The 23,909-nt window shown below is 61.5% G+C and carries 21 protein-coding genes; 5 read left to right on the forward strand and 16 right to left on the reverse strand.

Features of this window, described 5'->3' with window-relative positions:
* Nucleotides 1-101 precede the first annotated feature (101 nt).
* From RW095_RS34875 to RW095_RS34905, 7 genes are all read right to left on the reverse strand, one after another.
* Nucleotides 102-1,073, reverse strand: a complete 972-nt coding sequence (locus RW095_RS34875; protein WP_167455763.1) for a branched-chain amino acid ABC transporter permease — start codon at nucleotides 1,071-1,073, stop codon at nucleotides 102-104.
* The gene (locus RW095_RS34880; RefSeq protein WP_317020339.1) at nucleotides 1,073-1,957 is read right to left on the reverse strand and encodes a branched-chain amino acid ABC transporter permease; all 885 of its coding nucleotides are present in this window, start codon (nucleotides 1,955-1,957) and stop codon (nucleotides 1,073-1,075) included. The genes RW095_RS34875 and RW095_RS34880 overlap by 1 nt, the downstream gene beginning before the upstream one ends.
* A 166-nt stretch (nucleotides 1,958-2,123) precedes the next feature.
* On the reverse strand, nucleotides 2,124-3,338 hold the full coding sequence (locus RW095_RS34885; RefSeq protein ID WP_317020340.1) for an ABC transporter substrate-binding protein: 1,215 nt from the start codon (nucleotides 3,336-3,338) through the stop codon (nucleotides 2,124-2,126).
* A 55-nt stretch (nucleotides 3,339-3,393) separates the two neighbouring features.
* The gene (locus RW095_RS34890; RefSeq protein WP_317020341.1) at nucleotides 3,394-4,152 is read right to left on the reverse strand and encodes an ABC transporter ATP-binding protein; all 759 of its coding nucleotides are present in this window, start codon (nucleotides 4,150-4,152) and stop codon (nucleotides 3,394-3,396) included.
* A complete protein-coding gene (locus RW095_RS34895) occupies nucleotides 4,149-4,928 on the reverse strand; it encodes an ABC transporter ATP-binding protein (RefSeq protein ID WP_027776903.1) in 780 nt (259 codons plus the stop codon). Before RW095_RS34895 ends, RW095_RS34890 begins: the two co-directional genes overlap by 4 nt.
* Before the next feature lie 326 nt (nucleotides 4,929-5,254).
* On the reverse strand, nucleotides 5,255-6,967 hold the full coding sequence (locus RW095_RS34900; RefSeq protein ID WP_317020342.1) for a GMC family oxidoreductase: 1,713 nt from the start codon (nucleotides 6,965-6,967) through the stop codon (nucleotides 5,255-5,257).
* Nucleotides 6,968-7,064: 97 nt separating this feature from the next.
* The gene (locus RW095_RS34905; RefSeq protein ID WP_317020343.1) at nucleotides 7,065-8,603 is read right to left on the reverse strand and encodes a CoA-acylating methylmalonate-semialdehyde dehydrogenase; all 1,539 of its coding nucleotides are present in this window, start codon (nucleotides 8,601-8,603) and stop codon (nucleotides 7,065-7,067) included.
* A gap of 153 nt (nucleotides 8,604-8,756) precedes the next feature.
* Between RW095_RS34905 and RW095_RS34910 the strand changes: the two genes are divergently transcribed.
* Both RW095_RS34910 and RW095_RS34915 read left to right on the forward strand, forming a co-directional pair.
* Complete coding sequence (locus tag RW095_RS34910; RefSeq protein WP_317020344.1) at nucleotides 8,757-9,656, forward strand: LysR family transcriptional regulator; 900 nt, start codon at nucleotides 8,757-8,759, stop codon at nucleotides 9,654-9,656.
* Between the two features lie 246 nt (nucleotides 9,657-9,902).
* On the forward strand, nucleotides 9,903-10,439 hold the full coding sequence (locus RW095_RS34915) for a class IV adenylate cyclase (protein WP_201702823.1): 537 nt from the start codon (nucleotides 9,903-9,905) through the stop codon (nucleotides 10,437-10,439).
* A gap of 23 nt (nucleotides 10,440-10,462) precedes the next feature.
* Here the strand turns inward: RW095_RS34915 and RW095_RS34920 are convergent, their stop codons facing one another.
* The gene (locus RW095_RS34920) at nucleotides 10,463-10,954 is read right to left on the reverse strand and encodes an Lrp/AsnC family transcriptional regulator (RefSeq protein WP_128596053.1); all 492 of its coding nucleotides are present in this window, start codon (nucleotides 10,952-10,954) and stop codon (nucleotides 10,463-10,465) included.
* A 92-nt stretch (nucleotides 10,955-11,046) separates the two neighbouring features.
* Nucleotides 11,047-11,271, reverse strand: coding sequence for a DUF3717 domain-containing protein (locus RW095_RS34925; RefSeq protein WP_128584498.1), 225 nt, complete (start codon nucleotides 11,269-11,271; stop codon nucleotides 11,047-11,049).
* A gap of 170 nt (nucleotides 11,272-11,441) precedes the next feature.
* On the opposite strand from RW095_RS34925, the gene RW095_RS34930 reads away from it, so the two are divergent.
* On the forward strand, nucleotides 11,442-12,128 hold the full coding sequence (locus RW095_RS34930; RefSeq protein ID WP_013590077.1) for a response regulator: 687 nt from the start codon (nucleotides 11,442-11,444) through the stop codon (nucleotides 12,126-12,128).
* Between the two features lie 132 nt (nucleotides 12,129-12,260).
* Complete coding sequence (locus RW095_RS34935; RefSeq protein ID WP_317020345.1) at nucleotides 12,261-13,763, forward strand: sensor histidine kinase; 1,503 nt, start codon at nucleotides 12,261-12,263, stop codon at nucleotides 13,761-13,763.
* Between the two features lie 59 nt (nucleotides 13,764-13,822).
* Here RW095_RS34935 and RW095_RS34940 read toward each other — a convergent pair whose 3' ends face one another.
* From RW095_RS34940 to mnmC, 7 genes are all read right to left on the reverse strand, one after another.
* Entirely contained in the window at nucleotides 13,823-14,353 is a 531-nt protein-coding gene (locus tag RW095_RS34940) for an SET domain-containing protein (RefSeq protein ID WP_317020346.1), read from the reverse strand.
* Nucleotides 14,354-14,573: 220 nt separating this feature from the next.
* On the reverse strand, nucleotides 14,574-15,683 hold the full coding sequence (locus RW095_RS34945) for an NADH:flavin oxidoreductase/NADH oxidase (RefSeq protein WP_317020347.1): 1,110 nt from the start codon (nucleotides 15,681-15,683) through the stop codon (nucleotides 14,574-14,576).
* A 196-nt stretch (nucleotides 15,684-15,879) separates the two neighbouring features.
* Nucleotides 15,880-16,593: a glutamine amidotransferase gene (locus tag RW095_RS34950; protein ID WP_317020348.1), complete on the reverse strand. Its 714-nt coding sequence runs from the start codon at nucleotides 16,591-16,593 to the stop codon at nucleotides 15,880-15,882.
* Nucleotides 16,594-16,718: 125 nt separating this feature from the next.
* Nucleotides 16,719-17,357 (reverse strand): MarR family winged helix-turn-helix transcriptional regulator, encoded by a 639-nt coding sequence (locus tag RW095_RS34955; RefSeq protein ID WP_027776893.1) that lies wholly within the window; start codon nucleotides 17,355-17,357, stop codon nucleotides 16,719-16,721.
* Nucleotides 17,358-17,894: 537 nt separating this feature from the next.
* Entirely contained in the window at nucleotides 17,895-19,010 is a 1,116-nt protein-coding gene (locus RW095_RS34960) for a YbdK family carboxylate-amine ligase (protein WP_128586400.1), read from the reverse strand.
* Between the two features lie 96 nt (nucleotides 19,011-19,106).
* Nucleotides 19,107-20,312, reverse strand: coding sequence for a cation:proton antiporter (locus RW095_RS34965; protein WP_020067394.1), 1,206 nt, complete (start codon nucleotides 20,310-20,312; stop codon nucleotides 19,107-19,109).
* Nucleotides 20,313-21,176: 864 nt separating this feature from the next.
* Nucleotides 21,177-23,156, reverse strand: a complete 1,980-nt coding sequence (mnmC, locus tag RW095_RS34970; protein ID WP_317020349.1) for a bifunctional tRNA (5-methylaminomethyl-2-thiouridine)(34)-methyltransferase MnmD/FAD-dependent 5-carboxymethylaminomethyl-2-thiouridine(34) oxidoreductase MnmC — start codon at nucleotides 23,154-23,156, stop codon at nucleotides 21,177-21,179.
* 413 nt (nucleotides 23,157-23,569) lie between these two features.
* Here mnmC and RW095_RS34975 point away from each other — a divergent pair, with 413 nt between their 5' ends.
* Nucleotides 23,570-23,848: an HU family DNA-binding protein gene (locus RW095_RS34975; protein WP_006050811.1), complete on the forward strand. Its 279-nt coding sequence runs from the start codon at nucleotides 23,570-23,572 to the stop codon at nucleotides 23,846-23,848.
* Nucleotides 23,849-23,909: the final 61 nt, after the last annotated feature.

The raw sequence follows: 23,909 nt of genomic DNA on the forward strand, positions 1-23,909 counted from the left end.
GCACGATGCGTAAATAAGGGCTCAAGCGAGCTATCGTCGTCATACTGCATGGCAGCGCAATTAGATCGGACGTCGAAGCAATCACTCGTGTGACCGGCTTCTCACGCACGCAGCGGCCGTACGCGCGCGATGATCTCGCCGACGATCCCCCGCCTGAAAGCAAGCACGCACGCAATAAAGATCACGCCCGTCACGATCGTCACCGATTCACCCAATGAACGGAACCACTCGATGCCCGTTGTCGACGCGAGCGCGCCACCGATATCGCCGAGCCGATCCTCGAGCGCGACGATCAACGCCGCGCCGAGCAGCGGTCCGAACAACGTGCCCATGCCGCCGACAAGCGTCATCAGCACCACGAGGCCCGACATGGTCCAGTAAGCGTCGCTCAACGTCTCGAAGCCCTGCACCACGACCTTTAGCGAGCCCGCGAGTCCCGCGAGCCCGGCCGACAGAATGAATGCGAGCAACTTGAAGCGATCGGTATCGTAGCCAAGCGACACGGCGCGCGGCTCGTTCTCCTTGATCGCGACCAGCACCTGGCCGAACGGCGAATGCACGATCCGCACGATCAACAGGAAGGCGAGCACCATCACCGCCAGCACTACAAAGTACAACGCCACATCCGAAGAAAGATCCAGCACGCCGAAGAGCTTGCCGCGCGGCACGCCTTGCAGGCCGTCTTCGCCATGCGTGAACGGCGCTTGCAGGAACACGAAGTAGACCATCTGCGCGAGTGCGAGCGTCACCATTGCGAAGTAGATGCCCTGGCGCCGGATCGCGAAGATGCCGACGATGAAACCAAGCAACGTCGCCGATGCCGTGCCGGCCAGCACACCCAGCTCGGGCGAGAAGCCGAGCGTCTGCATCGCATAGCCGGTGATATAGCCGGCCGAGGCGAGAAACATGGCGTGCCCGAACGAGAGCAGCCCGGTGTAGCCGATCAACAGATTGAACGCGGCGGCGAAGAGCGCAAAGCACATCACCTTCATTACAAAGAGCGGATAGATGCCGAGCACGGGCACCGCGAGGAGCACCACCAGCAGCAAACCGTACAGTACTTTTCTCTGCATCATTTTTCCTTGCCGAAGAGACCCGCCGGACGCACGAGCAACACGAGCGCCATGATGACGAACACGACGGTCGCCGACGCTTCCGGATAGAACACGCGAGTCACTCCTTCGATTACGCCGAGCATCAGTCCGGTGAGAATCGAGCCCATGATCGAACCCATTCCGCCGATCACCACTACCGCGAACACGGTAATGATCATCGGTTGGCCCATCAGCGGCGAAACCTGGATGACCGGCGCGGCCAGCACGCCGGCGAACGCGGCGAGGGCTACGCCGAAGCCGTAGGTGAGCGTGATCATCAGCGGGACGTTGATGCCGAACGCCTCGACGAGCTTGGGGTTTTCGGTCCCCGCGCGCAGATAGGCGCCGAGCCGGGTCTTCTCGATCACGAACCATGTCGCGAAGCAAACGATGAGCGAAGCCACCACCACCCACGCGCGATAGTTCGGCAGGAACATGAAGCCGAGATTGGTTGCGCCGGAAAGCGCCGACGGCACGTCGTACGGCTGGCCCGAAGAACCATAAATAGAACGGAACACGCCCTCGACGACTAGCGTGAGCCCGAACGTGAGCAACAGCCCATACAGATGATCGAGCTTATAAAGCCAGCGCAGCATCGAGCGCTCGATCGCGACGCCGAACAGGCCGACGATCAGCGGTGCAAGCACGAGCATCGCCCAATACGGCACGCCGAAGTATGAGAACCCCATCCACGCGAGCATCGCGCCGAGCATGAACAACGCGCCGTGCGCGAAGTTGATCACGTTCAGCAAGCCGAAGATCACCGCAAGACCAAGACTCAGAATTGCGTAGAACGAGCCGTTCACGAGCCCGAGCAGCAACTGGCTCAGCATCGCGGGAAGCGGAATGCCAAAGATGTCCATTGAAGCCTTAACCCATCGTCAGGGTGAGATCGGTTGTGCACGATCCGGCCGGCACGCGAAAGGCGCTCATGACGCCGGCCGCGCACGGCATATGAAAAGAACCGAAACGGACGGCTGCCCGCCCGCGCGCGGACAGCCAGCCGTCAGTCAGCTCCTCAACCCGCGTTTATTTCCACAGCGCGCAGCGGGTTTCCGACTTCGTCGTGAACGCCTGCTCGCCGGGAATCGTCGCGGTGATCTTGTAGTAGTCCCACGGCTCTTTCGACTCCGCCGGCGTCTTCACCTGCATCAGGTACATGTCGTGGATCATGCTGCCGTCCTGACGGATGTAGCCCTTCGCGTAGAAGTCGTCGATCTTGGTCTTCTTCAATTGCGCCATGACCTTGTCGGCGTCGGTCGAACCGACTGCCTGCACGGCCTTCAGATAGTTCATGGTCGCCGAGTAGTCGGCGGCTTGCAGGCTCGACGGCATCTTGCGCATCTTGTCGAAGTAGCGCTGCGCCCACTTGCGCGTGTTCGCGTCCTTGTTCCAGTACCAGCTATCCGTCAGCACGAGGCCTTGCGTGGTTTCGAGACCGAGGCTATGCACGTCGTTGATGAACATCAGCAACGCGGCGAGCTTCATGCTCTTCGTAATGCCGAATTCCTTTGCGGCCTTGATCGAGTTGATGGTGTCGCCGCCCGCATTCGCGAGGCCGAGAACCTGCGCCTTCGACGACTGCGCCTGCAACAGGAACGACGAGAAGTCCGACGCCGACAACGGATGGCGCACCGTGCCGAGCACCTGGCCGCCGCTCGCTTTCACGACGTCCGCGGTGTTCTTTTCGAGCGCCTTGCCGAACGCGTAGTCGGCGGTCAGGAAGTACCACGTCTTGCCGCCCTGCTTCACCACCGCGGAGCCCGTGCCCTTCGCGAGCGCCGTGGTGTCGTACGCATAGTGAATCGTGTACGGCGTGCATTGCTCGTTGGTCAGCGTGTCGGCGCCCGCGCCGATGCTGATGTACACCTTGTGCTTTTCGCCGGCGACGGTGTTCATCGAAAGTCCTGTTGCCGAGTTCGTGCCGCCGACCAGCAGATCGAGACCCTCGCGGTCGAACCATTCGCGTGCACGGGAGGCTGCGATATCGGCCTTGTTCTGGTGATCCGCATACAGCACCGTGATCGGCTTGCCGTTCACCTTGCCGCCGAAATCGGCGACAGCCATGCGAATGGCTTCAAGGCCACCCTGACCGTCGATATCCGCATACAACCCCGACATATCCGTGACGAAGCCGATCTTTACTGCATCGTCAGCCGCCTGCGCGCTGCTCGTCGTGATGGCGGCGCCGGCGGCGACCGCGAAACAAACTGAAGCAAGCCGCGCGAGTGGGTTCTTTTTCATTCCTGTCTCCTGGTTCATCGCTTGTGGTTATCAGAGGCAATCGGGCGCGCGCTTTCTATACGCCCAGCAGATCGTGCAGTGTCGGCATCTTGCTTTCGAGTTCACTTGCCCCGAAGTGCTCGACGATCGCACCATGCTCCATCACATAGAAGCGGTCGGCAAGCGGCGCGGCAAAGCGGAAATTCTGTTCGACCATGACGATCGTGTAGCCACGCGCCTTGAGCGTAACGATCATGCGCGCAAGCGCCTGCACAATGACAGGCGCCAGTCCTTCGGAGATTTCGTCGAGTAGAAGCAGGCTCGCGCCGGTGCGCAAGATACGCGCTACCGCGAGCATCTGCTGTTCGCCGCCGGAGAGCCGCGTCCCCTGGCTCATGCGGCGCTCCTGCAAGTTCGGGAACATCGAATAGATCTCTTCGAGCGACATCATGTGCGCCTTGTCGCCGACGGGCGGCGGCAGCAACAGATTTTCCTCGCACGACAGGCTTGAAAAAATCCCGCGCTCTTCGGGGCAATAGCCGATGCCGCAATGCGCGATGCGATGCGTGGGCAGGTTGATCGTTTCACGTCCGCCGATGCGGATCGAACCCGTGCGCCGGCCGGTGAGTCCCATGATCGCGCGCAATGTCGTGGTGCGCCCGGCGCCGTTGCGGCCAAGCAGCGTGACGACCTCACCGCGGTCCACCGTCAGATCGACGCCGTGCAGAATGTGGGACTCCCCGTACCACGCCTGCAGACCCGCGATCTCAAGCGCAGGAGCGCCCGACGCGGTGCCGCTCACTTCGAGGCTTTCGCGCTCGGCAATTGTATTCATGCGTGGGCTCCGGCAAGCGCCGCGTCGGCGCTGCCCATATAGGCTTGCATCACGAGCGGATTCTTCGACACTTCGGCGTAGCTGCCTTCGGCGAGCACCTCGCCGCGTTGCAGAACAGTGATGGTGTCGGAGATGCCGGCGATCACATTCATGTTGTGTTCGACCATCAGTATCGTGCGGCCGCTCGATACTTTTTTGATCAACGCCGTCACGCGGTCTACGTCCTCGTGACCCATGCCTTGCGTCGGTTCGTCGAGCAGCATCAGCTCGGGCTCCATCGCGAGCGTCGTGGCAATTTCCAGCGCGCGTTTGCGGCCGTATGAGAGTTCGACGGTCAGCACATCGGCGAAATCAGTCAGGCCGACTTGCGTGAGCAGGTCCATTGCGCGGTCGTCGAGCTGGCGCAGCGTGCGCTCGCTCTTCCAGAAATGGAAGGCTGTGCCGAGCGAACGCTGCAAACCGATGCGCACATTCTGCAATGCCGTCAAATGCGGGAACACAGCGGAAATCTGGAATGAACGGATGATGCCGCGCCGTGCGATTTGCGCCGGCCGCTCATTCGTGATGTCGACGCCGTTGAAGACGATCTGGCCCGCGGTCGGCTCGAGGAACTTGGTCAGCAGATTGAAGCAGGTGGTCTTTCCCGCTCCATTAGGGCCGATCAGCGCATGGATCGAGCCACGGCGCACGCGCAGGTTCACGCCGTTCACGGCAATGAAGCCTTTGAACTCGCGAGTGAGGCCGCGCGTTTCGAGAATCGTATCGCCGAGAATCATGTTCCCTTCCATACGGAGTAAGGCGAAGCACTACGATCTTACGCGCGAAGCTCTGCGCGACTTATGTGGACGGCGGCACCCCGTGCACGCTCGTTGGCGTGCTGCACCAATCCGGACGGTAATCCTCGGGGCAACACGCAGCATGGCTGCCATTGTCGCGCCAATGATGCAGCGCATTCATTGGGATTTGCACTTAGTGGATGACGCGTGTGAGCGCTTGCGCACTGTAGTCTCTCACTGGAGACACACACGCGCAGATTGACCTGAGACACGAAGATGAGAACACGAGCCACGCGCGAGGCGTGCCCTGCTCGTAAACACGCGTGTCACACAGCGGACATCGATACGCTCTGAGCCACATGCGCAGCAAGGCTGCCGGCCACGCGTGCACGCCGATCCTCGCGGATCATGTCGCTCGCGCGCTCGGCGATCATCAACGTGGGCGAGTTGGTATTGCCAGATGTGATGGTAGGCATGACCGATGCGTCGACCACGCGCAGTCCGTCGACACCAATAACTCGTAGTCTGTTGTCGACGACCGCGCTAGGGTCGTCGGTCGTACCCATCCGGCATGTGCCGACCGGATGGAAGATCGTCGTGCCAACCACTCCTGCTGCGCGCTGCAGTTCTTCCTCGGTCTGATATTCCGTGCCCGGCAATATTTCCCGCGGCTGATAACGGGCCAACGCCGGTGCTGCAGCAATGCGACGCGTGAGACGCAATGCGTTTGCGGCGACATGGCGGTCGTAATCGGTGGACAGGTAGTTCGGCGCGATCAGCGGCGGCGCAGCGGCGTCTGTCGATTCGATATGAATACTGCCGCGCGAAGTGGGCCGCAACTGGCACACCGACGCGGTGAATGCATTGAACCGATGCAGCGGTTCGCCGAAGCGATCCAGCGAAAGAGGCTGTACGTGATATTCGAGGTCCGGGCGCGTGAGCGAGCGATCGTCGGGGTCAGACTTCGCGAACGCGCCGAGTTGCGACGGCGACATCGACATGGGACCGCTTTGAAAGAGCGCGTACTGCACGCCGATCATGAGCTTGCCCCACCAATGCGCGGATGCGGTATTAAGCGTGCGAACTCCGTCGACCTGATAAGCCATGCGCAATTGCAAATGATCCTGAAGATTTTCGCCGACGCCGCGCAGGTCGTTGACCACGTCGATACCGAGGTTCTGCAAACGCGCGCCGTTACCTATGCCGGACAGCTCCAGCAATTGTGGCGAATTGACTGCGCCTGAACTCAGGATCACTTCGCAACGGGCTTTCGCAAAGTACTCTGTTTCGTTGCCGCGGTATTCGACGCCCGCGCAGCGGCGTCCCTCGAATACCACGCGCTGTGTATGCGCGCCGGTGATGATGGTGAGATTCGGGCGCTTCATTGCGGGACGCAAAAATGCTTTAGAGGCATTCCAGCGAATACCCCGCTTCTGATTGACGTCGAAGTAGCCAACGCCCGTGTTGTCGCCGCGATTGAAGTCGTCGGTGGCGGGAATGCCGGTCTCTTGCGCGGCCTTCGAAAATTCTTCGAGAACCTTCCATTTGAGGCGTTGCTTCTCCACGCGCCACGGTCCCCCGGCACCATGTGATTCGCTCGCGCCCGAGTAGTGATCTTCACTGCGTCTGAAAACTGGCAGCACGGAATTCCACGACCATGACGCGTCGTTCGTGACGCGCGCCCACTCGTCATAATCTTCGCGCTGGCCACGCATATAGATCATTCCGTTGATCGACGAACTGCCACCCAATACGCGGCCGCGCGGATAGGAAAGCGCGCGACCGTTCAGGCCCGGTTCTGCCTGCGTTTTATAGAGCCAGTCGGTACGAGGATTGCCGATGCAGTAGAGATAGCCGACCGGCACATGAATCCAGTGATAGTCGTCCTTGCCGCCCGCTTCGAGCAACAGGACCTGCACATCCGGATCTTCGGTCAGGCGATTGGCGAGCACGCAGCCCGCCGTCCCAGCGCCGACGATGATGTAGTCGAATTCGCCCTCGAGACGCCGCCCAGAAGACGCGGCTTGCGCGTTGCTCATCGTTCAGTCTCCTAATCATTTTTACCAGCCTATGCAGGACCGGTTTTATCGATGCCTTCGGGACGACAGGATCGCCACCGAAGGCCAAAATCTCGAACTACTTTGCAACCGGCATGGTGAACTCAGCGCCCTTGGCGATACTGTCGGGCCAGCGCTGCATGATGCTCTTGTAGCGTGTGTAGAACCGCACGCCTTCCTCGCCATATGCGTGGTGATCGCCAAATAGCGACTTCTTCCATCCGCCGAACGAATGCCACGCCATCGGCACCGGAATCGGCACATTAATGCCGACCATGCCCATCTGAATCTGCCGCGAGAAAGCGCGCGCAATGCCGCCATCCGACGTGAAGAGCGACACGCCGTTGGCCAGCTCGTTGGCGTTGATCAATTCCACCGCGGACGCAAAGTCCGGCACGCGTACCACGCATAACACCGGTCCGAAAATTTCCTCGCGATAGATCTTCATATCGGTCGATACGTCGTCGAACAGCGTACCGCCGAGAAAGAAGCCCTTGTCGTGACCCTCCACCCGATGACCGCGGCCGTCGACCACGAGCTTCGCGCCCGCCGCGATGCCCGCTTCGATATAGCCGACCACTTTCTCACGATGCGCGGCCGTCACCAACGGTCCCATCTCAGCAGCCGATTCCATGCCGTTCAGAATCTTCAGGGTCTTTACGCGGGGCGTGAGCCGCTCGATCAGTTCATCGGCGATATGGCCCACCGCAACGGCGACGGAAATCGCCATGCAGCGCTCGCCGGCTGAGCCGTATGCGGCACCGATCAAAGCGTCGACGGCCTGGTCGAGATCGGCATCCGGCATGACGACCAGGTGATTCTTTGCACCGCCCAACGCCTGCACGCGCTTGCCGTGCTTCGTGCCCTCCGTGTGGATGTACTCGGCGATCGGCGTGGAGCCGACAAACGAAACCGCACTTACGTCGGGATGCACGAGCAGCGCATCGACCGCGACCTTATCGCCGTGCACGACGTTGAACACGCCGTCCGGCAAGCCGGCCTCCTTCAGTAGTTCCGCGAGACGGTTCGATGCCGACGGGTCGCGCTCCGACGGCTTCAGCACGAACGTGTTGCCGCAAGCTATCGCGACCGGGAACATCCAGCACGGCACCATCATCGGAAAATTAAATGGCGTGATGCCGGCGACCACACCGAGCGGCTGACGCAGGTTCCAGTTGTCGATGCCACCGCCGATCTGGTCCGTGAAGTCCGTCTTCAACAGATTCGGAATGCCGCATGCGAACTCGACCACTTCGATGCCGCGCATCACCTCGCCCTTCGCGTCGGAAAACACCTTGCCGTGTTCGCGCGTGATCAGTTCCGCGAGTTCGTCGTGATGGCGGTCCAGCAATTCCTTGAACTTGAACAGCACCCGCGCCCGCTTGATCGGCGCGGTCTCGCTCCACGCGGGAAACGCGGCATAAGCGGCGGCAACCGCGGCATCCACTTCGGCGACGCTCGCGAGCGGCACGCGCGCGGCGACGTCACCCAGCGCGGGATTGAAGACGTCGCCGAAACGGCCGCTCGTTCCGTCAATCGCCTTGCCGTTGATGAAATGGGTTAGCGCCCGGATTCCGGCGTCCGCGCGAACGCGATCGTCCTGATATGTCTCGCTCATGTTCTGTCCTCTGGTGGTGGGCCATTCATAGATGTCTGCTGGGAATCTTCCGCCAACACACTGGCGTGCTCAAACGCCAGCGTAAGGCGCTTCGCCCGCTGAAATCCAATGAGTAATGCTCAACTGGGCCATAAGCGGCGTTAATATCAGTGGATGGATCTGACTCTGCTACGCGCGTTCGTCACCGTTGCACGCGAGGGCAACCTCACGCGTGCCGCGGTGCAACTGCATTTGACCCAGCCGGCCGTTAGTCTGCAAATCAAGCATTTGCAGGAGACGCTGGGCGTCACGCTGTTCACGCGCACCTCCCACGGACTGTCGCTGACCCGCGACGGTCAGGCGCTTTTGCCGCATGCCGAACGTGCGTTGTCCGCGGCGAGCGACGTGCAGCGAGCGGCGCAATCGCTGCGCCAGGAAGTGCGCGGACGCTTGCGCATCGGCACGATTCTCGACCCCGAGTTCCTGCGCCTCGGCGGTTTCCTCAAGCAACTGGTGGAGACGTGGCCGCACATCGAGACTGCTTTGCGGCACGGCATGTCGGGCTGGGTGCTCGACCAGGTCCGCGCAGGCGAACTGGATGTCGGCTACTACATTGGCGTGCCCTCCGAGGACGACACGCGCGACGGCCCTGCCTTCCACACACTGACGCTCACGCAGTTCCAGTATCGCGTGCTTGCGCCTGCCGGCTGGAAAGACCGCGTGAAAGGCGCGCGCGACTGGCGCTCGCTTGCCGTATTTCCGTGGATCTGGACGCCGCCCGCTTCAGCGCATAACCGCCTGCTGTCCCGCGCTTTCGGGGAGGCCGGCGTGAAGCCGGTGAAGGTCGCGGAAGTGGATCAGGAGCCGTCGATGCTGGATCTCGTCAAATCCGGCGTGGGCCTGACGCTCGCGCGCGATGCAATCGCGATTGCCGAGGCTCACGCGCACGCGTTGACCATCGTCGAAGGCATTACCGTACCGACGCAACTGAGCTTCATCACACTTGCCGAACGCAAGGACGAGCCTGCGATAGCCGCCGCGCTCAAGCTGATCGAACTGCAATGGACCGCCTGAGCACGATATGCGGCTGCGATATGAGCGGTCCTCATGACAGCCGTCGCGCGATTTCCGCCGGATCTTGGCGGGCTTAAACCGCGGCGTCACGCAGTTTTTTGTTAGATTGACGGTTCTCTCATGCGCGCACGCCGGTGGCGCCCGCCCTCACCGCTTTGCGTTCCAACCGACTCTGTCCTTCCTGGCAGCTTAGCGCCGGGCACACCGCAAGCCGCCCACCACTCAATTCTTCGACAGGAGCCTGACATGGCACGCAACATCGAAATTAAAGCCCGCGCGCAGCATTTCGAGCAACTGCGCGAACGCGCGGCGCAGCTCGCGCCCGACACGCCTTTGATCTTCCGTCAGCAGGATTTTTTCTACGACGTGCCGCGCGGGCGCCTCAAGCTGCGCCAGTTCGACGACGGCACGCCCGCCGAACTGATCTTCTATCAGCGTGACGACCGCGACGGGCCCAAGGCGTCGTATTACACACGCAGTCCTGTTACGAACCCCGAAGCCATGCACGCGCTGCTTGCCACGGCGCTGACAACGCGCGGCATCGTGACCAAGGAACGGCATGTGTATCTGGCGGGGCGCACGCGCATTCATCTGGATCGCGTCGACGGTCTCGGCGATTTCGTGGAACTCGAAGTGGTGCTCGCGCAAGACGACAATGAAGAAGACGGTCAGGCCGAAGCGCACGCGATGTTCGCGAGCCTCGGCGTGCCGGAATCGGATCTGGTGGCGGTCGCCTACGTCGATTTGCTGAGCCCGGACAGCGAGCCGAAGCAGTTGGCATAAGCCACGCGCGGCCAATGCGCGCGTCAGGCGGCGGCCGTTCCCGGCGACAGATGGCCAAGCGGCAACGGCCCGTTGCGCTTGAACGTGGTGAGTACGATGTTCGAGCGCACGCTATCGACGCCCGGCACGCGCATCAGCTTCTTCATCACGAAGGTGGACAGGTAGTTCAAGTCGGGCGCGACGATGCGCAGCAAATAGTCGGCGTCGCCTACCACCGCATGGCATTCCAGCACTTCGGGCAAGGTGTCGATCTGTTGCTGGAATTGCTCGATGATCGAATCGCCATGATGCTTGAGCTTCAGGCTCGTAAAAGCCGTCACGCCAAGACCCAGCTTCTCGGGCCGCAGCACCACGCGATAACCGTCCACCACGCCGACCTGTTCCAGCCGTTGCAATCGCCGTCCGATTTGCGACGGCGACAGCGGCACCTGTTCCGCCAGTTGCTGATGCGTTGCGCGCCCGAAGCGCTGCAGTACGTCGAGAAGTGCGAGGTCGAAGTGATCGAGTTCTAGCATGTAGGGTGTTTCATCGACTGTATTACCGCTTGTTAAAGAATTCGTCGTATTGAAAGGAATTTGCAGGCAACGCGGGACTCAAACCTTCAGTTCTACAGGCTATTCTTAAGGCGCACGTAAGAATCCCACGCTTGCTGCGCAAAGGCGTCCAAAGCATCGCGCGTTAGCGTGTTCTGACGCTGTACAATCAGGAGCGCATACGGCTTGGAGAGCGCGCTTGCCTCCTTGCACAGAACGAGTTCGTCTCCGCTCGAAGGTGAGCGGGCGCGCCAGAAGTTGATCGCGGCTTCCAGTTCGTGAATGCTTATCTCGGACATGGCTTCGACTACCGGTGTGCGCCAGCAGGCTGCTCGATGACTGCTTCGTGGCCGGTTACGGCAGTTGGCACAGGCACACCACACGCGGTCTGTGAAGCAGGACTGTGTAGCAGGCGCCCCGGCGAACCGCTTGCCCAAACGCCTAAACCCATTGTACTAGAGCGAAATCCATGCGACTCCTTCTGATCGAAGATGACCGTCCCATCGCGCGCGGCATCCAAAGCAGTCTCGAACAAGCCGGCTTCACCGTCGACATGGTCCACGACGGCATTTTCGCCGAACAGGCCCTCACGCAAAATCGGCACGAACTGGTGATTCTCGACCTCGGCTTGCCGGGCATCGACGGTATGACGCTGCTCTCGCGCTTCCGTCAGAGCAATCGCCACACTCCGGTGATCATTCTCACCGCGCGTGACGAACTGAACGACCGTGTGCAAGGCCTGAATTCCGGTGCCGACGACTACATGTTGAAGCCGTTCGAGCCCACCGAACTCGAAGCGCGCATTCGCGCGGTGATGCGCCGCAGCGGACCGCACGGCGACATGCCGCGTCCGGAAGTGTCGCTGGGCGGCGTGCGTTTGTCGGGCGTCGATCGCCGCATTTTCAACGACGACAAGCCGCTCGAACTGTCGCCGCGCGAATTCGCCGTGCTCGAAATGCTGCTGCTGCGCCACGGCCGCGTGGTCAGCAAAGCGCAACTGCAAGACCACCTTACGCATTTCGGCGGCGATCTTGGCGACACCGCAATCGAGGTCTACGTGCACCGTGTGCGCAAAAAGCTCGAGAACTGCCGTGTCGAAATCGTCACGGTGCGCGGCTTCGGTTATCTGTTGCAGGAAATCCGCCAGGCCGCATAATCGTCGTGAAGGCCGCAATTCACTTGCGGCCCGACGGCGCCGGGCCGGCGCAGCGCACTGCTTGCGCGATTCGCCGGCATCCGGCGAAACTTCACGGCGCCTTGCGCCTGCCCTTTTCCCGCGCGTTCGATCATGCCCCAGCCGGCCGCCAATAGTCTGCGCCGCACGCTGCTGCGGCGCCTAGCTGCTCCTCTTTCGCTGCTCGCGCTCATGAGCGGCCTGATCGCCTACTGGCTCGCGTGGCAGTACACGCAGCACGTGGTCGACCGTTCGCTCGCCGACCTCGCGACCGCCATCTCCAAGCAGATCCAGATCTCGGGCCCCGAAGCGCCTATCACCGTGCCGCCGCTCGCGCAGGCCATGTTCTCGGATCCGGTCGAGCATCTCGTCTATCGCATCAGCAACGGTGAAACCGAAATCGCCGGCGATAAGAGCCTTCCGCTGCAAGGCACGAGCGTTCGGCGCATGCATTACGCGTATGTGTTCGAAACCCAGCACCAGGGCGTGACCGTACGCGTCGCGCAGGTACGGGTGGATCAGCCTGTCGGCAACCCGATCGTCGTCGAAGTCGGGCAGCCGGTGCATCACCGTTTTCGTATCGCAGCCGAATTCCTCGTCGCCATCATGATGCCGCTGCTGTTGCTGCTGCTCGCCGGCTGGGTCATCGTATGGCGAGTGGTCAATCAGCAGCTCAATCCGCTAACCGATCTCGCGGACTCGCTGAACCGGCAAACTCATACGTCGCTAGAACCGGTGGACGAAACCTATGTGCCCGTCGAAATCCGGCCGCTGACTGGCGCTGTGAACGCGCTGCTTGGCCGTCTGAAAACCGCGCTCGACGGACAACGCAAATTTATCGCCGATGCCGCGCATCAGTTGCGCACGCCGCTCACCGCCGTCAAGTTGCATGCGGAGCAGGCGGCCACCGCCCGCGACCCGCAACACACGCTCGCGGCCGTGCGCGAACTGCGTGCGGCGGCCGATCGCGCGGTGCGTCTGTCGAATCAGCTGCTGTCTCTTGCGCGCGCCGAACCGGCCGAGCAGGCTGCACGCTTCGTGAATGTGGATATGGCCGCGCTCGCGTTCGACACCGGCGCGGAATGGGTGCCACGCGCATTGACCTCGCACATCGACCTGGGTTTTCAGCGGCTCGACGACCCGACCAACGATCATCCGTTGATCGCGCGCGGCAATCCGGTTCTGCTTCATGAAGTAATCGCGAACCTGCTGGATAACGCGCTGAAGTATGTGCCGCCGTCGCGGTTCGACGGCGGCCGCATCACGGTCACTGTCTCGCAAACTGTGATTGACGACGTCCGCATGGCGGAAATCGTCGTGGAAGACAATGGAGCGGGCGTGCCCCACACGCAGCAAGCCGATCTGTTCAAGCGGTTTTTCCGCGGCGACGGCCAGAGCGATAACGGTGTGGATGGCGGCGCCGGTCTCGGCCTCGCGATCGTTCACGACATCATGGCGTTACATCACGGCAGCGTGCATTACGAAGACGCATTGGAAGGCGGGGCGCGTTTCATCGTGCGTATTCCGCTCGTGCATACCGCCGTTCCGTCCGGGCAGAAAGACGACATACAGCGCCACGAAAAAAAACCGGCGCATTCGGCGCCGGTCGATCTGTAGCAGTGTCTCTTGAACGGGTTGCCTCGCCGTCATTCGCATGACGAACCGGGCAACTCGCGCTACTTCTTCTTGGCCTTCTTAGCCACCTTCGTTGATTTAGCCGATTTAGCCGGCTTCGCGGTTTTGGCCGCGCCCTTCTCTTTCTCGGGCGGCGCCAGCATTGTGCCGCGGCACTTGCGCGAGCCGCAGCGGCATTCGTATTCCTTCTTGAGCTTCCTGGTCTGACGCGCGTCGATCACGAGGCCGTAATCGTAGAAAATTTCCTCGCCCTCAGCGATGTCGCGCAGCGCGTGCACATACACGTGACCGTCGATCTCTTCGGCTTCGCAGTTCGGCGCGCACGAGTGGTTGATCCAGCGCGCGCTGTTGCCCTTTACCTTGCCGTCGATCACCTTGCCGCTGTCGAGCGCGAAATAGAACGTGTGGTTCGGTTCGTCAGGATTATGCGGATGACGGCGCAACGCTTCTTTCCAGGAAATCCGCTCGCCCTTGTATTCGATTAGACGCTCGCCGGCCGCAATCGGTTCGAGCGCAAACACGCCTTTGCCGTGCACACCTGAACGACGCACGGCGATCCTGCGTGAACTCATTGAATGAATCCTTGTGAAGAACTGGGGATGAAGTCCGGCAGCCGTCGGAAACGCCCGCGTCTGACGCGCTGATTTTTTCTGGCGCTGATAGCAAACGCGGCGCCCTGCGAGCGCCGCGTCGACCTGCGACGCTCATGCGCCACATCCGGCATCCTACACGCTGAAGACGGCTTCGTTCAACCGTCAAAAACGTGTGGCCGCATCATGCCAATTGGTGGCTTCATCTTTGTCCAAACGAAATCTCGCCAAACAGCGCCTTTTGCTCGCGCGGTTGTGAACGCCAGTACTGCGGAGGTGCTTCGACCGTCGCACCAAGTTGTGCCGCGGCGTGCCACGGCCAGCGCGGGTTATACAGCAGCGCACGGGCCAGCGCGATCAGATCGGCGTCGCCCTGTTCGATCAGTTGCTCGGCATGAAGCGGATCTGTGATGAGTCCGACGCCGATGGTCGTGAGACCCGTCGCTTTTTTGACGGCCTTCGCGAACGGAATCTGATAGCCGGGTTCAAGCGGAATCTTCTGCAACGGCGACACGCCCCCGGACGATACGTCGATCCAGTCGCAACCGCGCTTTTTCAACTCCTGCGCGAACACGATGGTATCTTCAAGCGACCAGCCGCCTTCGACCCAATCCGTCGCGGACACGCGCACGCCGACCGGTTTGTCGGCGGGAAACGATGCGCGCACGATGTCGAAGATCTCGAGCGGAAAGCGCATGCGGTTTTCGAGCGAGCCGCCGTAGTCGTCGCGCTGGTTCGCGAGCGGCGACAGAAATTGATGCAACAGGTAGCCGTGAGCGGCATGCACTTCCAATGCATCGATACCGAGGCGCGCCGCGCGGCGGGCCGATGCCGCGAAGGCTTCGCGAATGCGGTTCAGCCCCGGCGTGTCGAGCGCCAACGGCGGCTCTTCACCCGCCTTGTGCGGCAATGCCGAAGGTGCGTGCGGCAACCAGCCGCCTTGCGATACGGGAATCAGCTGACCGCCTTCCCACGGCGCCTGGCTCGACGCCTTGCGCCCAGCATGCGAGAGCTGCATCGTCACGTTGATATGCGAATGCTTGCGGATTGCGGCGAGCACCGGCTTGAGCGCAGCCTCGGTGGCGTCGTCCCATAAACCAAGGTCCGCTGGGGTAATGCGGCCGTCGGGCTCGACGGCTGTCGCTTCGATGCACAACATGCCGGCACCGGATAACGCAAGACTGCCAAGGTGGATCATGTGCCACGCGGTTGCCTCGCCGCGCTCGGCGGAATACTGGCACATCGGCGACACGACGATGCGATTCGGAAGCGTCACGCTACGCAGCGTGAGTGGAGAAAATAGCGCGCTCATGGATCACCGCCCAGTTAAAACCCAAGAGCGAACGAGCATAGCACCGCAGTTCGTTTGCTGCAGGCAGCGCAGTGTCGATAAGAGTCGGCGTTCTGACTGCCGGTCGCGTTCAAGCGGGCAGACAGACTGGACGCTCAAGCCGCCGCCTTGACCTCGCAACGCGACGCTAACTTCAGTCTCGCCGACCTGCTCGCGCTCAGGGCTTGGGTTCCACCTGATCCAGCCATTCGCCGAACATGCGGCAAGCGGCAGCTTCGAGAGCCGGACCGAATTGCGCGGTCTCGGCGCGCAACCGGCGTGCGTCGATTCCGTGGCCTACGAGTTCGCCGGCATTGCCGATCAACCACGGCTCGAAGCGGTCGGCGCGAATCTCGGGATGACATTGCAATGCGAGCACATGGTCGCCCCATGTGAACGCCTGGTTTTCGCACGCGCTCGTGGATGCAAGACGCGTGGCGTTGGCGGGCAGATCGAAGGTGTCGCCATGCCAATGCAGCATGGATGTCTGCGCGCCATCGAGATGACGCACCGGCGATGCTCGCCCGGCATCGGTAAGCGTGAGCGGCTCCCAGCCGAGCTCCGCATGGCTCGCGGGATAGACCCGCGCCCCGAGCGCACGCGCGATCAATTGCGCGCCGAGACAGATGCCGAGTGTAGGTAGCCCCGCCTCGATGCGTCTTTCGATCATCGAGAGCAGCGGCACGAGGGTGGGATAAAGCGCGTCGTCGGTGGCGCTGATCGGGCCGCCGAGCACCACCATCAACGATGGCGAAACGGGATTCGGCGCTTCGATGCGCGCAAAGCCGACGTCGAGATAACGGACCGGACGTCCACGCTCGCCGAGCACCAGTTCCAGACTGCCCAGATCTTCGAAGTGCACGTGGCGAATGGCCAGAACTTCCTGATTCATCAGCCTGTCACCTTCAGGTTGACTGGAGACCTGCCGCTACGCGGCGCCCAACGGATGGCAGGCGGCCAAGGCCGCCTGCCGGAGCCGGCTTTGCAGTGTAGCGGATTGTCAGGAAAGCAGCCGCGTTATTGGGCGAAGATCTTCCAGGTCTTCTTCTGCGTAGCGGCGTCAGCGGTTTCATGCACCGCGCAATCAAGACGCAGGTCCGTATCCGCCATGTTCAGGTCGAGCAGCGCGCAATGATGCGGCGTCTTCTTCGGATTCTTGCTGGGCTCGAAATGCGTGCAGCTCAGGCACATGCGGTGCGGCGGAATGTGGCCCTGCGCTTCCAGTTGATGAACCGTCTTGAGCAGCGTGCGGTAGAACATGGCCTGCTCGTCGTCGCGCAAAGTACCGACTGCCTTGGCCAGAAAGTCTGGCCATTGCGCGGCGCGCTTGGCGGCCGTGCGCCCACGAGCGGTCAGGCGGACGGCGAGCGCGCGACCGTCGTCGAGTGCACGGCGCTTTTCGACAAGCCCCTTGGTTTCAAGCGTGCTGACGGCGTCGCTCGTGGTAGCGGCGGTCAATGCCGTTTCACGCGCGATTTCTCCGAGCCGCATCGGGCCCTTTCGCTGCATCAACAGCACCAGGATTTCGCCCTGCGTGGGTGTGAGACCCGCGCCTTCCGCCCACTCCCAAGCCTGGCTTCGCATGGCCGTGCTCAGTCGCAAGAGGCTGTGGGTGACTCGCCCGGTTGCCTGTTCTCCGTATACGCCTTCGCTCATAATCTTCGATTGGTTTATTTACAGCTTTTGTGCGGTGCCGGCCTTACTTGCCGGGAACGCCCGTAGCCTGTGTGGGGTAGCCCCGCCCAAAACAGGACGAGACGGATTCGACTATCTCAAAAATTCACCGCTTTGAAAGCCAAAGCAGTTAAGACGACATTCTATGCGAGAGCGGCGAATCGTACAGCTAAGTTATCCAATGCAACTTGTGGATAACCATGGGACAACACCGGGGAAGACATGTGCGCCGATTCTTGATAAGCATCTGCTGCACGCCTGCCGGTCGTAAGTTGTCCTCGTTTACCGCCGCCCACGCACCGCTCAACGGCCTACTTATGGTTCACGCAGCGCCTTGACTTTGCAGGGAATTATTCAGTTGTCCACAGTCGAGGGCAATGCTTGTTAACTACTACTACGTATGTATACGTACTTATTTGAAAAACCTTAAGGGCCCCGAACTGGAAAATTTTAATTACGAAAAAAAACCCGCCGACGGCGGGTTTCTTACGGTTGAATACGAAGCAGGCGCCGCGCTCGTCATGCGCGCCACTTCAGACACTGCTGCCGGACAGCCTCATGCAGCGACTTTTCCTGTTCGACCACGCCCCTGAGCCACGTCGCGTCGTTGACCTGACCGCGCGCAATCGTGCCGATCTCGGCCAGCGCATGGCCCGAGCCCAACGCCTCTGCGTGCGGTGCGATCAGATCGAGCGTTTCCAGAATATCTTCGGTGATCGTCTTGCGTTCGCCGGTCTGCGGATTGATGCAAGTCCCCGCAAGTCCGAAGCGGCATGCCTCGAAACGGTTGAATGTGTAGACGAGGTAATCGTCTTCGTGCGGTGTGATCGGCTTGTCGAGCAACAGATGGCGCGCGAGCGTCTGGATGTAGCACGCAATTGCCGCCGCCCGGTCCACCGACAGCGGCGTATCCATCACGCGTACTTCGATGGTGCCGAAGCCGGGCTTCGGCCGGATGTCCCAGTAGAAATCCTTCATGCTGTTGACGACACCGGTGTGGACCATCTTCGAGAAATATTCCTCGAAACTGTCCCACGTCAGCACGAACGGCGCGCGGCCCGAGAGCGGAAACGCGAATACGGAATTCAGGCGTGCCGAATGAAAACCAGTGTCCACGCCCTGCACGAACGGCGACGATGCGGACAACGCAATGAAGTGCGGGATGAAGCGTGACATCGAATGCAGAAGGTACAGCGCGCTGTCCGGATCGGGACAGCCAATGTGCACATGCTGGCCGAACACCGTGAACTGCTTGGCCAGATAGCCGTACAACTCCGAAAGATACTGAAAGCGCGGTGTATCCACGATCTGCCGCTCGCTCCATTGCTGGAAAGCGTGCGTGCCACCGCCGCATAGCCCGACGTTCAGATGATCGGCTGCCGAAACGAGCGTGTCGCGGATCTTGCGCAGATCGGCGAGCGCCTGTTCGTGGTTCGTGCAAATGCCGGTGGACAGCTCGATCATGCTCTCGGTGATTTCCGGCGTGATGTTGCCGGGGATCTTCTGATCCTTGACGAGGCGCAGCAGATCCGAGCCGGCTTTGGTCAGATCATAGTCATGCGTATTGACGATCTGCATCTCGAGTTCGACACCGAAAGTGAACGGCTTCGAATCGATGAAGGGTTCGAGTGACATAGCGTCCCCTGAGTGAGGTCGGCCGGGCAGTTGTCAGGTGCCCAGCCGTTTTTTAGCGAATATGTGGATTAATGCGCGGCCGGAAACGCGAAACGCTTACTCTTCGCGCCGTTCGGCGACCAGCGCAAGGCTGCGGTATACGAGCCACGGCCCGAGGATCTGCAGCACGACGATCGAACACATGACAATCGCCCGGAGTTGCGGATCGAAGTTCGGATAAAGGTTGTACGTGTCGTCGACCAGCAGATAGGCCAGTGCCGACATCGGCGACAGCGACAGACCGAGCGCCATGCCCTGCTTCCAGTTCAGACCGCTCGGCTTCGCAAAGGCGAGCACGCCGACCAGTTTCGCGACGAGACGCGCAACAATCAGGCCCAGCGCCGCGACACCGCCGAGCGCAATGTCTTTCCACTCGAACGACGTGAGCGTCAGCACGAACAGAATCACAGTGAGTAGCCACCCTGCGGTGCCGAAATGCTGAGGCCACAATTGCGGCCGCGCTTCCAGATTTTTCACGATAATGCCGGCGGCAAGCAGCGCAAGAATCGTCGACAGCTTGAACAGATGCGCGACCGCGATCGCGAGCAGCACGAGGCCGAACAGCGCGACGAATGAATGCTCGTCCTGCATGTTCATCCGGCGATAAAAGAACGTACAGGTGCGCGCGAGCAGATACGCAAGCACCAGCGAGCCGGCGAGCAGATAAAGCGGCTGGAGGATCGTCGCAAAGACGTTGCCGTACGCTTCCTGATGCAACCAGCTCGACACCAGTTTTTCGATTACCACCGCATACATGCTGTTCAACGCAGTGAGAGTCAGCAGACGCTGCGTGACCTGGCCTTCCGCGCGCAGCTCGGTTTTTAGCTGGATCACCATTGCAGGCGACGTCGCCATGGCGATCGCGGCGAGCACTGTCGCGACCATTAGCGGCACGTTCAGAAACAGCAGCACCGGCAAAACCAGCGCGAAAGTCAGCGTCGCTTCGGCGACGCTCGACATGACGAGCCACGGGTTACGGCGGATCCAGCGCAAATCGAGCCGGCTACCCAGTTCGAACAGCAGCAAACCGAGCGCTACGTCGAGTAACGGCCGCGCGGCCTTGGCCGATTCGGCGTCGATCACGCCGGACCCGGCCGCGCCGGCAATCAGACCGATGACCGCATAGCCGGAAATACGCGGCAAGCGCCACGCGCGATAACAAAGCTCACCGCATAAACCCGCGGCAAGCAATGCGAGGCCCGCCCAAAAGATGGCGTCGGGTGCGAGCGGCCAGGCGGGGAAAAATGAAAACGCCGAATTCATCGTTATGGGTTCTCCTTTGCAGCAACGGCGGATAACACGAACCGGCGCAAACCGGCGCGAACACCGGCAAGCGGGTGCGCGCACAAGGCGCTCACTTTCGCAAACGATTCGCGTGATCCGCGTTGCGAGTTTTCAACGAGCAGATGATTCGAACGCGCCGCAGTCGCAGGGAGCCGGCGCATTCAGGGGTGCGGCCGTAGCAACCAGCACGGCACGGTGAAAGAACGCCGTCGACGTTGAATCAGAGTCTGATTGAACGGCACCGTTCCGTTGCAGCGGGTACTGCGGGAGCAGGCACCACGCGGAAAAGAACGGCGATTGTGCCATAGCTTTTTCAGCTTCAACCGAAAAGACGCCAACATGCAGGCAAAACGGTAAAAACATACTTTATCTTGCCGACGTGTGGAAAAACCGACCGTTTTTCGTGCGGGCTTAGGACCATCGCCGGCGTTGTTGCGACGCTCATCGATGGAGTTTGCGCCGTCCGCATGTGTTTTTCAGGACAGTGATTAGACATCGTCGCATGCGGCTTCAAGATGGTTCGATGCGAGCGTCAACGCGGGAACCAGCTCGGGCCTTGCTGTTTACGTGTTTACTGTATGTATACGTAGTAACAGTTAACAAGCTGCCCCGGATTCTGTGGATAACCCTTGTTTACCGAAGCGAATCAGCGCTTTGCAAACTTCATAACCGGAAGCACTGCGTGTGAGATTGCGACTCGTATACGAGGGTAACTTTTCGCGGATTTCGACGGCGGTCGAGTTACCCCGTTTACATCCACAACGGTTCCACACGAGTTGCGCGGGTAAACAATGCGGTTATCCACAATTCGCGGTGGATAACCGGGCCGCACGCAGACGACCGTTAACCGGCGATGCTTCCCTGCCGCAGCGCGCGCAACAGAAAGCGCGCAGGGTCGATGTCTTCGGCGAGATCGCGTTCCAGCGGCCAAGGCTCGCCTTCTATCTGCGAGGCAATCAGCTCCGCGCCAAGTGCGGCCCAGACCAGACCACGCGAGCCATAAGCAAACGCGCTGTACAAGCCCTCTGTGCGCGGCAAGTCGAGCGGCCAGGCGCCGCGCAGGCGGTCGGCGTCGCGCGTGGCGAGCGCTTCGTCGGCGACATTGCCGATCATCGGCATGCGGTCGCTCGTCACGCAGCGGAATGCCACACGGCCGGCCAGCGCTGCTGGATCGGCATTAGCGGCAGCACCTGCAAACGCGGGCAACATCTGCGCAACGCGCTCGATATTTTCCAGATGACCGCCGGGCCGAAGCGACGTATCGGCGTCGTCGAGTTCGTAAGTGGCCCCGGTCAGCGTGACGCCGTTGGGTAGCGGTATCGCATAGCCTTCGCCGATCACCGACAACCCGAGCGAGGGCGCCGTGCCCGCCGGCAGCAAAGTAAGCTGGCCGCGTATGCTGCGAGTCGGCGTATGCTGCAACCCGGCGATGCGCGCCGCATCGTGGGCGCTCGCGACGATCACGACCGGCGCGCGCACGAGCTCTTCGCCGGTCGTATCGAACACGGTCCATTGGCTGCCCGAACGCACGACGCGCCCGACGTCCACGCCAAAGCGCCGTTCGAGCAGATCGCCCGCCGCGGCGCACTGCGCGGCACAAAGCGATGCCGGGTCGATCCAGCCCCCGTGCGGAAACAGCCAGCCGCCCCGGGCGAGCGGCATGCCGGCGAGCTTTTGCGCATGCGCGGCGGAAACCGGCGTCACGAACTCCGGCGGGTAGCCCAACGCCGCGATGGCTTCGCTCATGGAGCGCGCTTCGTCGTCGTTTTCGGCGATCTGTAGCAAGCCAGGCGCGCCGCGTGACGGCGCGTGACCGAGCCGTTCCAGTGCGGCCCAGCGCCTGAGCGCATACAGAAAGCCGGCGCGCGTGACGCGCGAGGCGACGCTGTCGTCGCGGGAAATCATTGGATGGAACACGCCGGCCGGATTGCCCGACGCGTCTTGCGCAACCGACGCGTGCCGCTCCAGCGACGTAACGCGCCAGCCGCGAGCGGCCAGCCGCTCGATCATCGAGCATCCCGCCAGACCGGCGCCGATCACGACCGCATGCCGCTCGTCGGGCGCGAACGGTCCGATCGGTGACGGCGGTTCATGACGGCGAACGCGCCAACGCGGCGCGAAATGGCCGACCAGCATTGCCCGCTTCCAGCCGAAGCCGTCGACCTTGCGATACTCGAAGCCGCACTGGGTCAGCGCGCGCTTGATGTGGCCGGCGCTGCTGTAGGTCGCGAAAGTCGCGCCCTCGCCCGCGACCCTCGCCAGCGACTTGAAGATGGCGGGCGTCCACAGTTCGGGGTTTTTCGCTGGCGCGAAGCCGTCCAGGTAGAACGCGTCGGCGCGCAGGCGCAGGGTCGGCAAGCTGTGCTGGGCGTCGCCGAAAACCAGTGTGAGGACCACGCGTCCGTCCTCGAACTCCAGCCGATGCGTGCCGGGGACGAGCATTGGCCATTCGTCTGTGAGCGTTTGCGCGAGCGCTGCTATCACGGGATCGCCGATGGTCGCGGCGTAGGCCCGGCGCAGATCGGCGAGCGTGAACGGGTGTTTTTCGGTGGAAACGAAATGGAGTCGCTCGCTACGCGACGGATCCGCACGCCAGGCGGCCCAGGTCATCAGGAAGTTGATGCCCATGCCAAAGCCGGTTTCCAGTACGGTGAAAATGCGCCGACCTTGCCAGCGTTCGGGCAGCGCATTTCCGCGCAGAAATACATGGTCGGCCTGCTCCAGACCGCCGACGGCGCTGTGATAGATATCGTCGTAGAGGGGCGAAAAGGGCGTGCCGTTGTCTCGGAACGAGAGGACGGCCGGGATTAGCGGATCGGTCATGCGTGACGCAAAGTGACGCCCGCAACGAGCGGGTCGAACGTTACCGCCCGCGCGCGGCTCCCCGGGCGGCGAAAAAGACGCGCTGAGCGTTGGCAAAAACCAACGTCAAAGCCCCGTCCGTGCTGGGTTTCGGCGTTCGCGGCGTGGCGGGATACGCAAGAAGTACCGTTTCCTTGCTGTATCTGTTCTAAAACCGCGTAATTCTTCGAAACCCTTGTCCTGATTGGGTTTGCGCTGCGCTATCATAGCAAGCGCCGCGAGAGGAGCGGCAGCACGGCCGACGGACACTCGCTGTCCGGCGCTTTCGATCCGGAGGGGCTCCGGAGCCGTAGCTGCTCGACGGCGCGGCACGCGCACGTATAATCGGCGCGTTCGCGCTGTTCGTGTCAACCTAAACTCAGAAAGGAACCTTAATGAACAAACAGGAACTGATCGACGCCGTCGCAGGACAGACCGGCGCCAGCAAGGCTCAAACCGGTGAAACGCTGGACACGTTGCTTGAAGTGATCAAGAAGTCTGTGTCGAAGGGTGACGCGGTCCAGTTGATCGGCTTCGGCAGCTTTGGTTCGGGCAAGCGGGCAGCGCGTACGGGTCGCAATCCGAAGACAGGCGAAACCATCAAGATTCCGGCCGCAAAGACCGTCAAGTTTACGGCTGGCAAGGCGTTCAAAGACGCAGTCAACAAGCGCTAAGCAGATTACTGCCTGGCAGTTGACACCCGCCAACGGCGGGTTTTTTTTCGTCTGCGGTTCC

Source organism: Paraburkholderia kirstenboschensis, from assembly GCF_032806925.1.
Lineage (GTDB): Bacteria > Pseudomonadota > Gammaproteobacteria > Burkholderiales > Burkholderiaceae > Paraburkholderia > Paraburkholderia kirstenboschensis.

Bases quoted from the DNA above. Each gene is read 5' to 3' on its own strand.
- RW095_RS34875 (WP_167455763.1), bottom strand. From the start codon at position 1,073: ATGCAGAGAAAAGTACTGTACGGTTTGCTGCTGGTGGTGCTCCTCGCG.
- RW095_RS34880 (WP_317020339.1), bottom strand. From the start codon at position 1,957: ATGGACATCTTTGGCATTCCGCTTCCCGCGATGCTGAGCCAGTTGCTG.
- RW095_RS34885 (WP_317020340.1), bottom strand. From the start codon at position 3,338: ATGAAAAAGAACCCACTCGCGCGGCTTGCTTCAGTTTGTTTCGCGGTC.
- RW095_RS34890 (WP_317020341.1), bottom strand. From the start codon at position 4,152: ATGAATACAATTGCCGAGCGCGAAAGCCTCGAAGTGAGCGGCACCGCG.
- RW095_RS34895 (WP_027776903.1), bottom strand. From the start codon at position 4,928: ATGATTCTCGGCGATACGATTCTCGAAACGCGCGGCCTCACTCGCGAG.
- RW095_RS34900 (WP_317020342.1), bottom strand. From the start codon at position 6,967: ATGAGCAACGCGCAAGCCGCGTCTTCTGGGCGGCGTCTCGAGGGCGAA.
- RW095_RS34905 (WP_317020343.1), bottom strand. From the start codon at position 8,603: ATGAGCGAGACATATCAGGACGATCGCGTTCGCGCGGACGCCGGAATC.
- RW095_RS34910 (WP_317020344.1), top strand. From the start codon at position 8,757: ATGGATCTGACTCTGCTACGCGCGTTCGTCACCGTTGCACGCGAGGGC.
- RW095_RS34915 (WP_201702823.1), top strand. From the start codon at position 9,903: ATGGCACGCAACATCGAAATTAAAGCCCGCGCGCAGCATTTCGAGCAA.
- RW095_RS34920 (WP_128596053.1), bottom strand. From the start codon at position 10,954: ATGCTAGAACTCGATCACTTCGACCTCGCACTTCTCGACGTACTGCAG.
- RW095_RS34925 (WP_128584498.1), bottom strand. From the start codon at position 11,271: ATGTCCGAGATAAGCATTCACGAACTGGAAGCCGCGATCAACTTCTGG.
- RW095_RS34930 (WP_013590077.1), top strand. From the start codon at position 11,442: ATGCGACTCCTTCTGATCGAAGATGACCGTCCCATCGCGCGCGGCATC.
- RW095_RS34935 (WP_317020345.1), top strand. From the start codon at position 12,261: ATGCCCCAGCCGGCCGCCAATAGTCTGCGCCGCACGCTGCTGCGGCGC.
- RW095_RS34940 (WP_317020346.1), bottom strand. From the start codon at position 14,353: ATGAGTTCACGCAGGATCGCCGTGCGTCGTTCAGGTGTGCACGGCAAA.
- RW095_RS34945 (WP_317020347.1), bottom strand. From the start codon at position 15,683: ATGAGCGCGCTATTTTCTCCACTCACGCTGCGTAGCGTGACGCTTCCG.
- RW095_RS34950 (WP_317020348.1), bottom strand. From the start codon at position 16,593: ATGAATCAGGAAGTTCTGGCCATTCGCCACGTGCACTTCGAAGATCTG.
- RW095_RS34955 (WP_027776893.1), bottom strand. From the start codon at position 17,357: ATGAGCGAAGGCGTATACGGAGAACAGGCAACCGGGCGAGTCACCCAC.
- RW095_RS34960 (WP_128586400.1), bottom strand. From the start codon at position 19,010: ATGTCACTCGAACCCTTCATCGATTCGAAGCCGTTCACTTTCGGTGTC.
- RW095_RS34965 (WP_020067394.1), bottom strand. From the start codon at position 20,312: ATGAATTCGGCGTTTTCATTTTTCCCCGCCTGGCCGCTCGCACCCGAC.
- mnmC (WP_317020349.1), bottom strand. From the start codon at position 23,156: ATGACCGATCCGCTAATCCCGGCCGTCCTCTCGTTCCGAGACAACGGC.
- RW095_RS34975 (WP_006050811.1), top strand. From the start codon at position 23,570: ATGAACAAACAGGAACTGATCGACGCCGTCGCAGGACAGACCGGCGCC.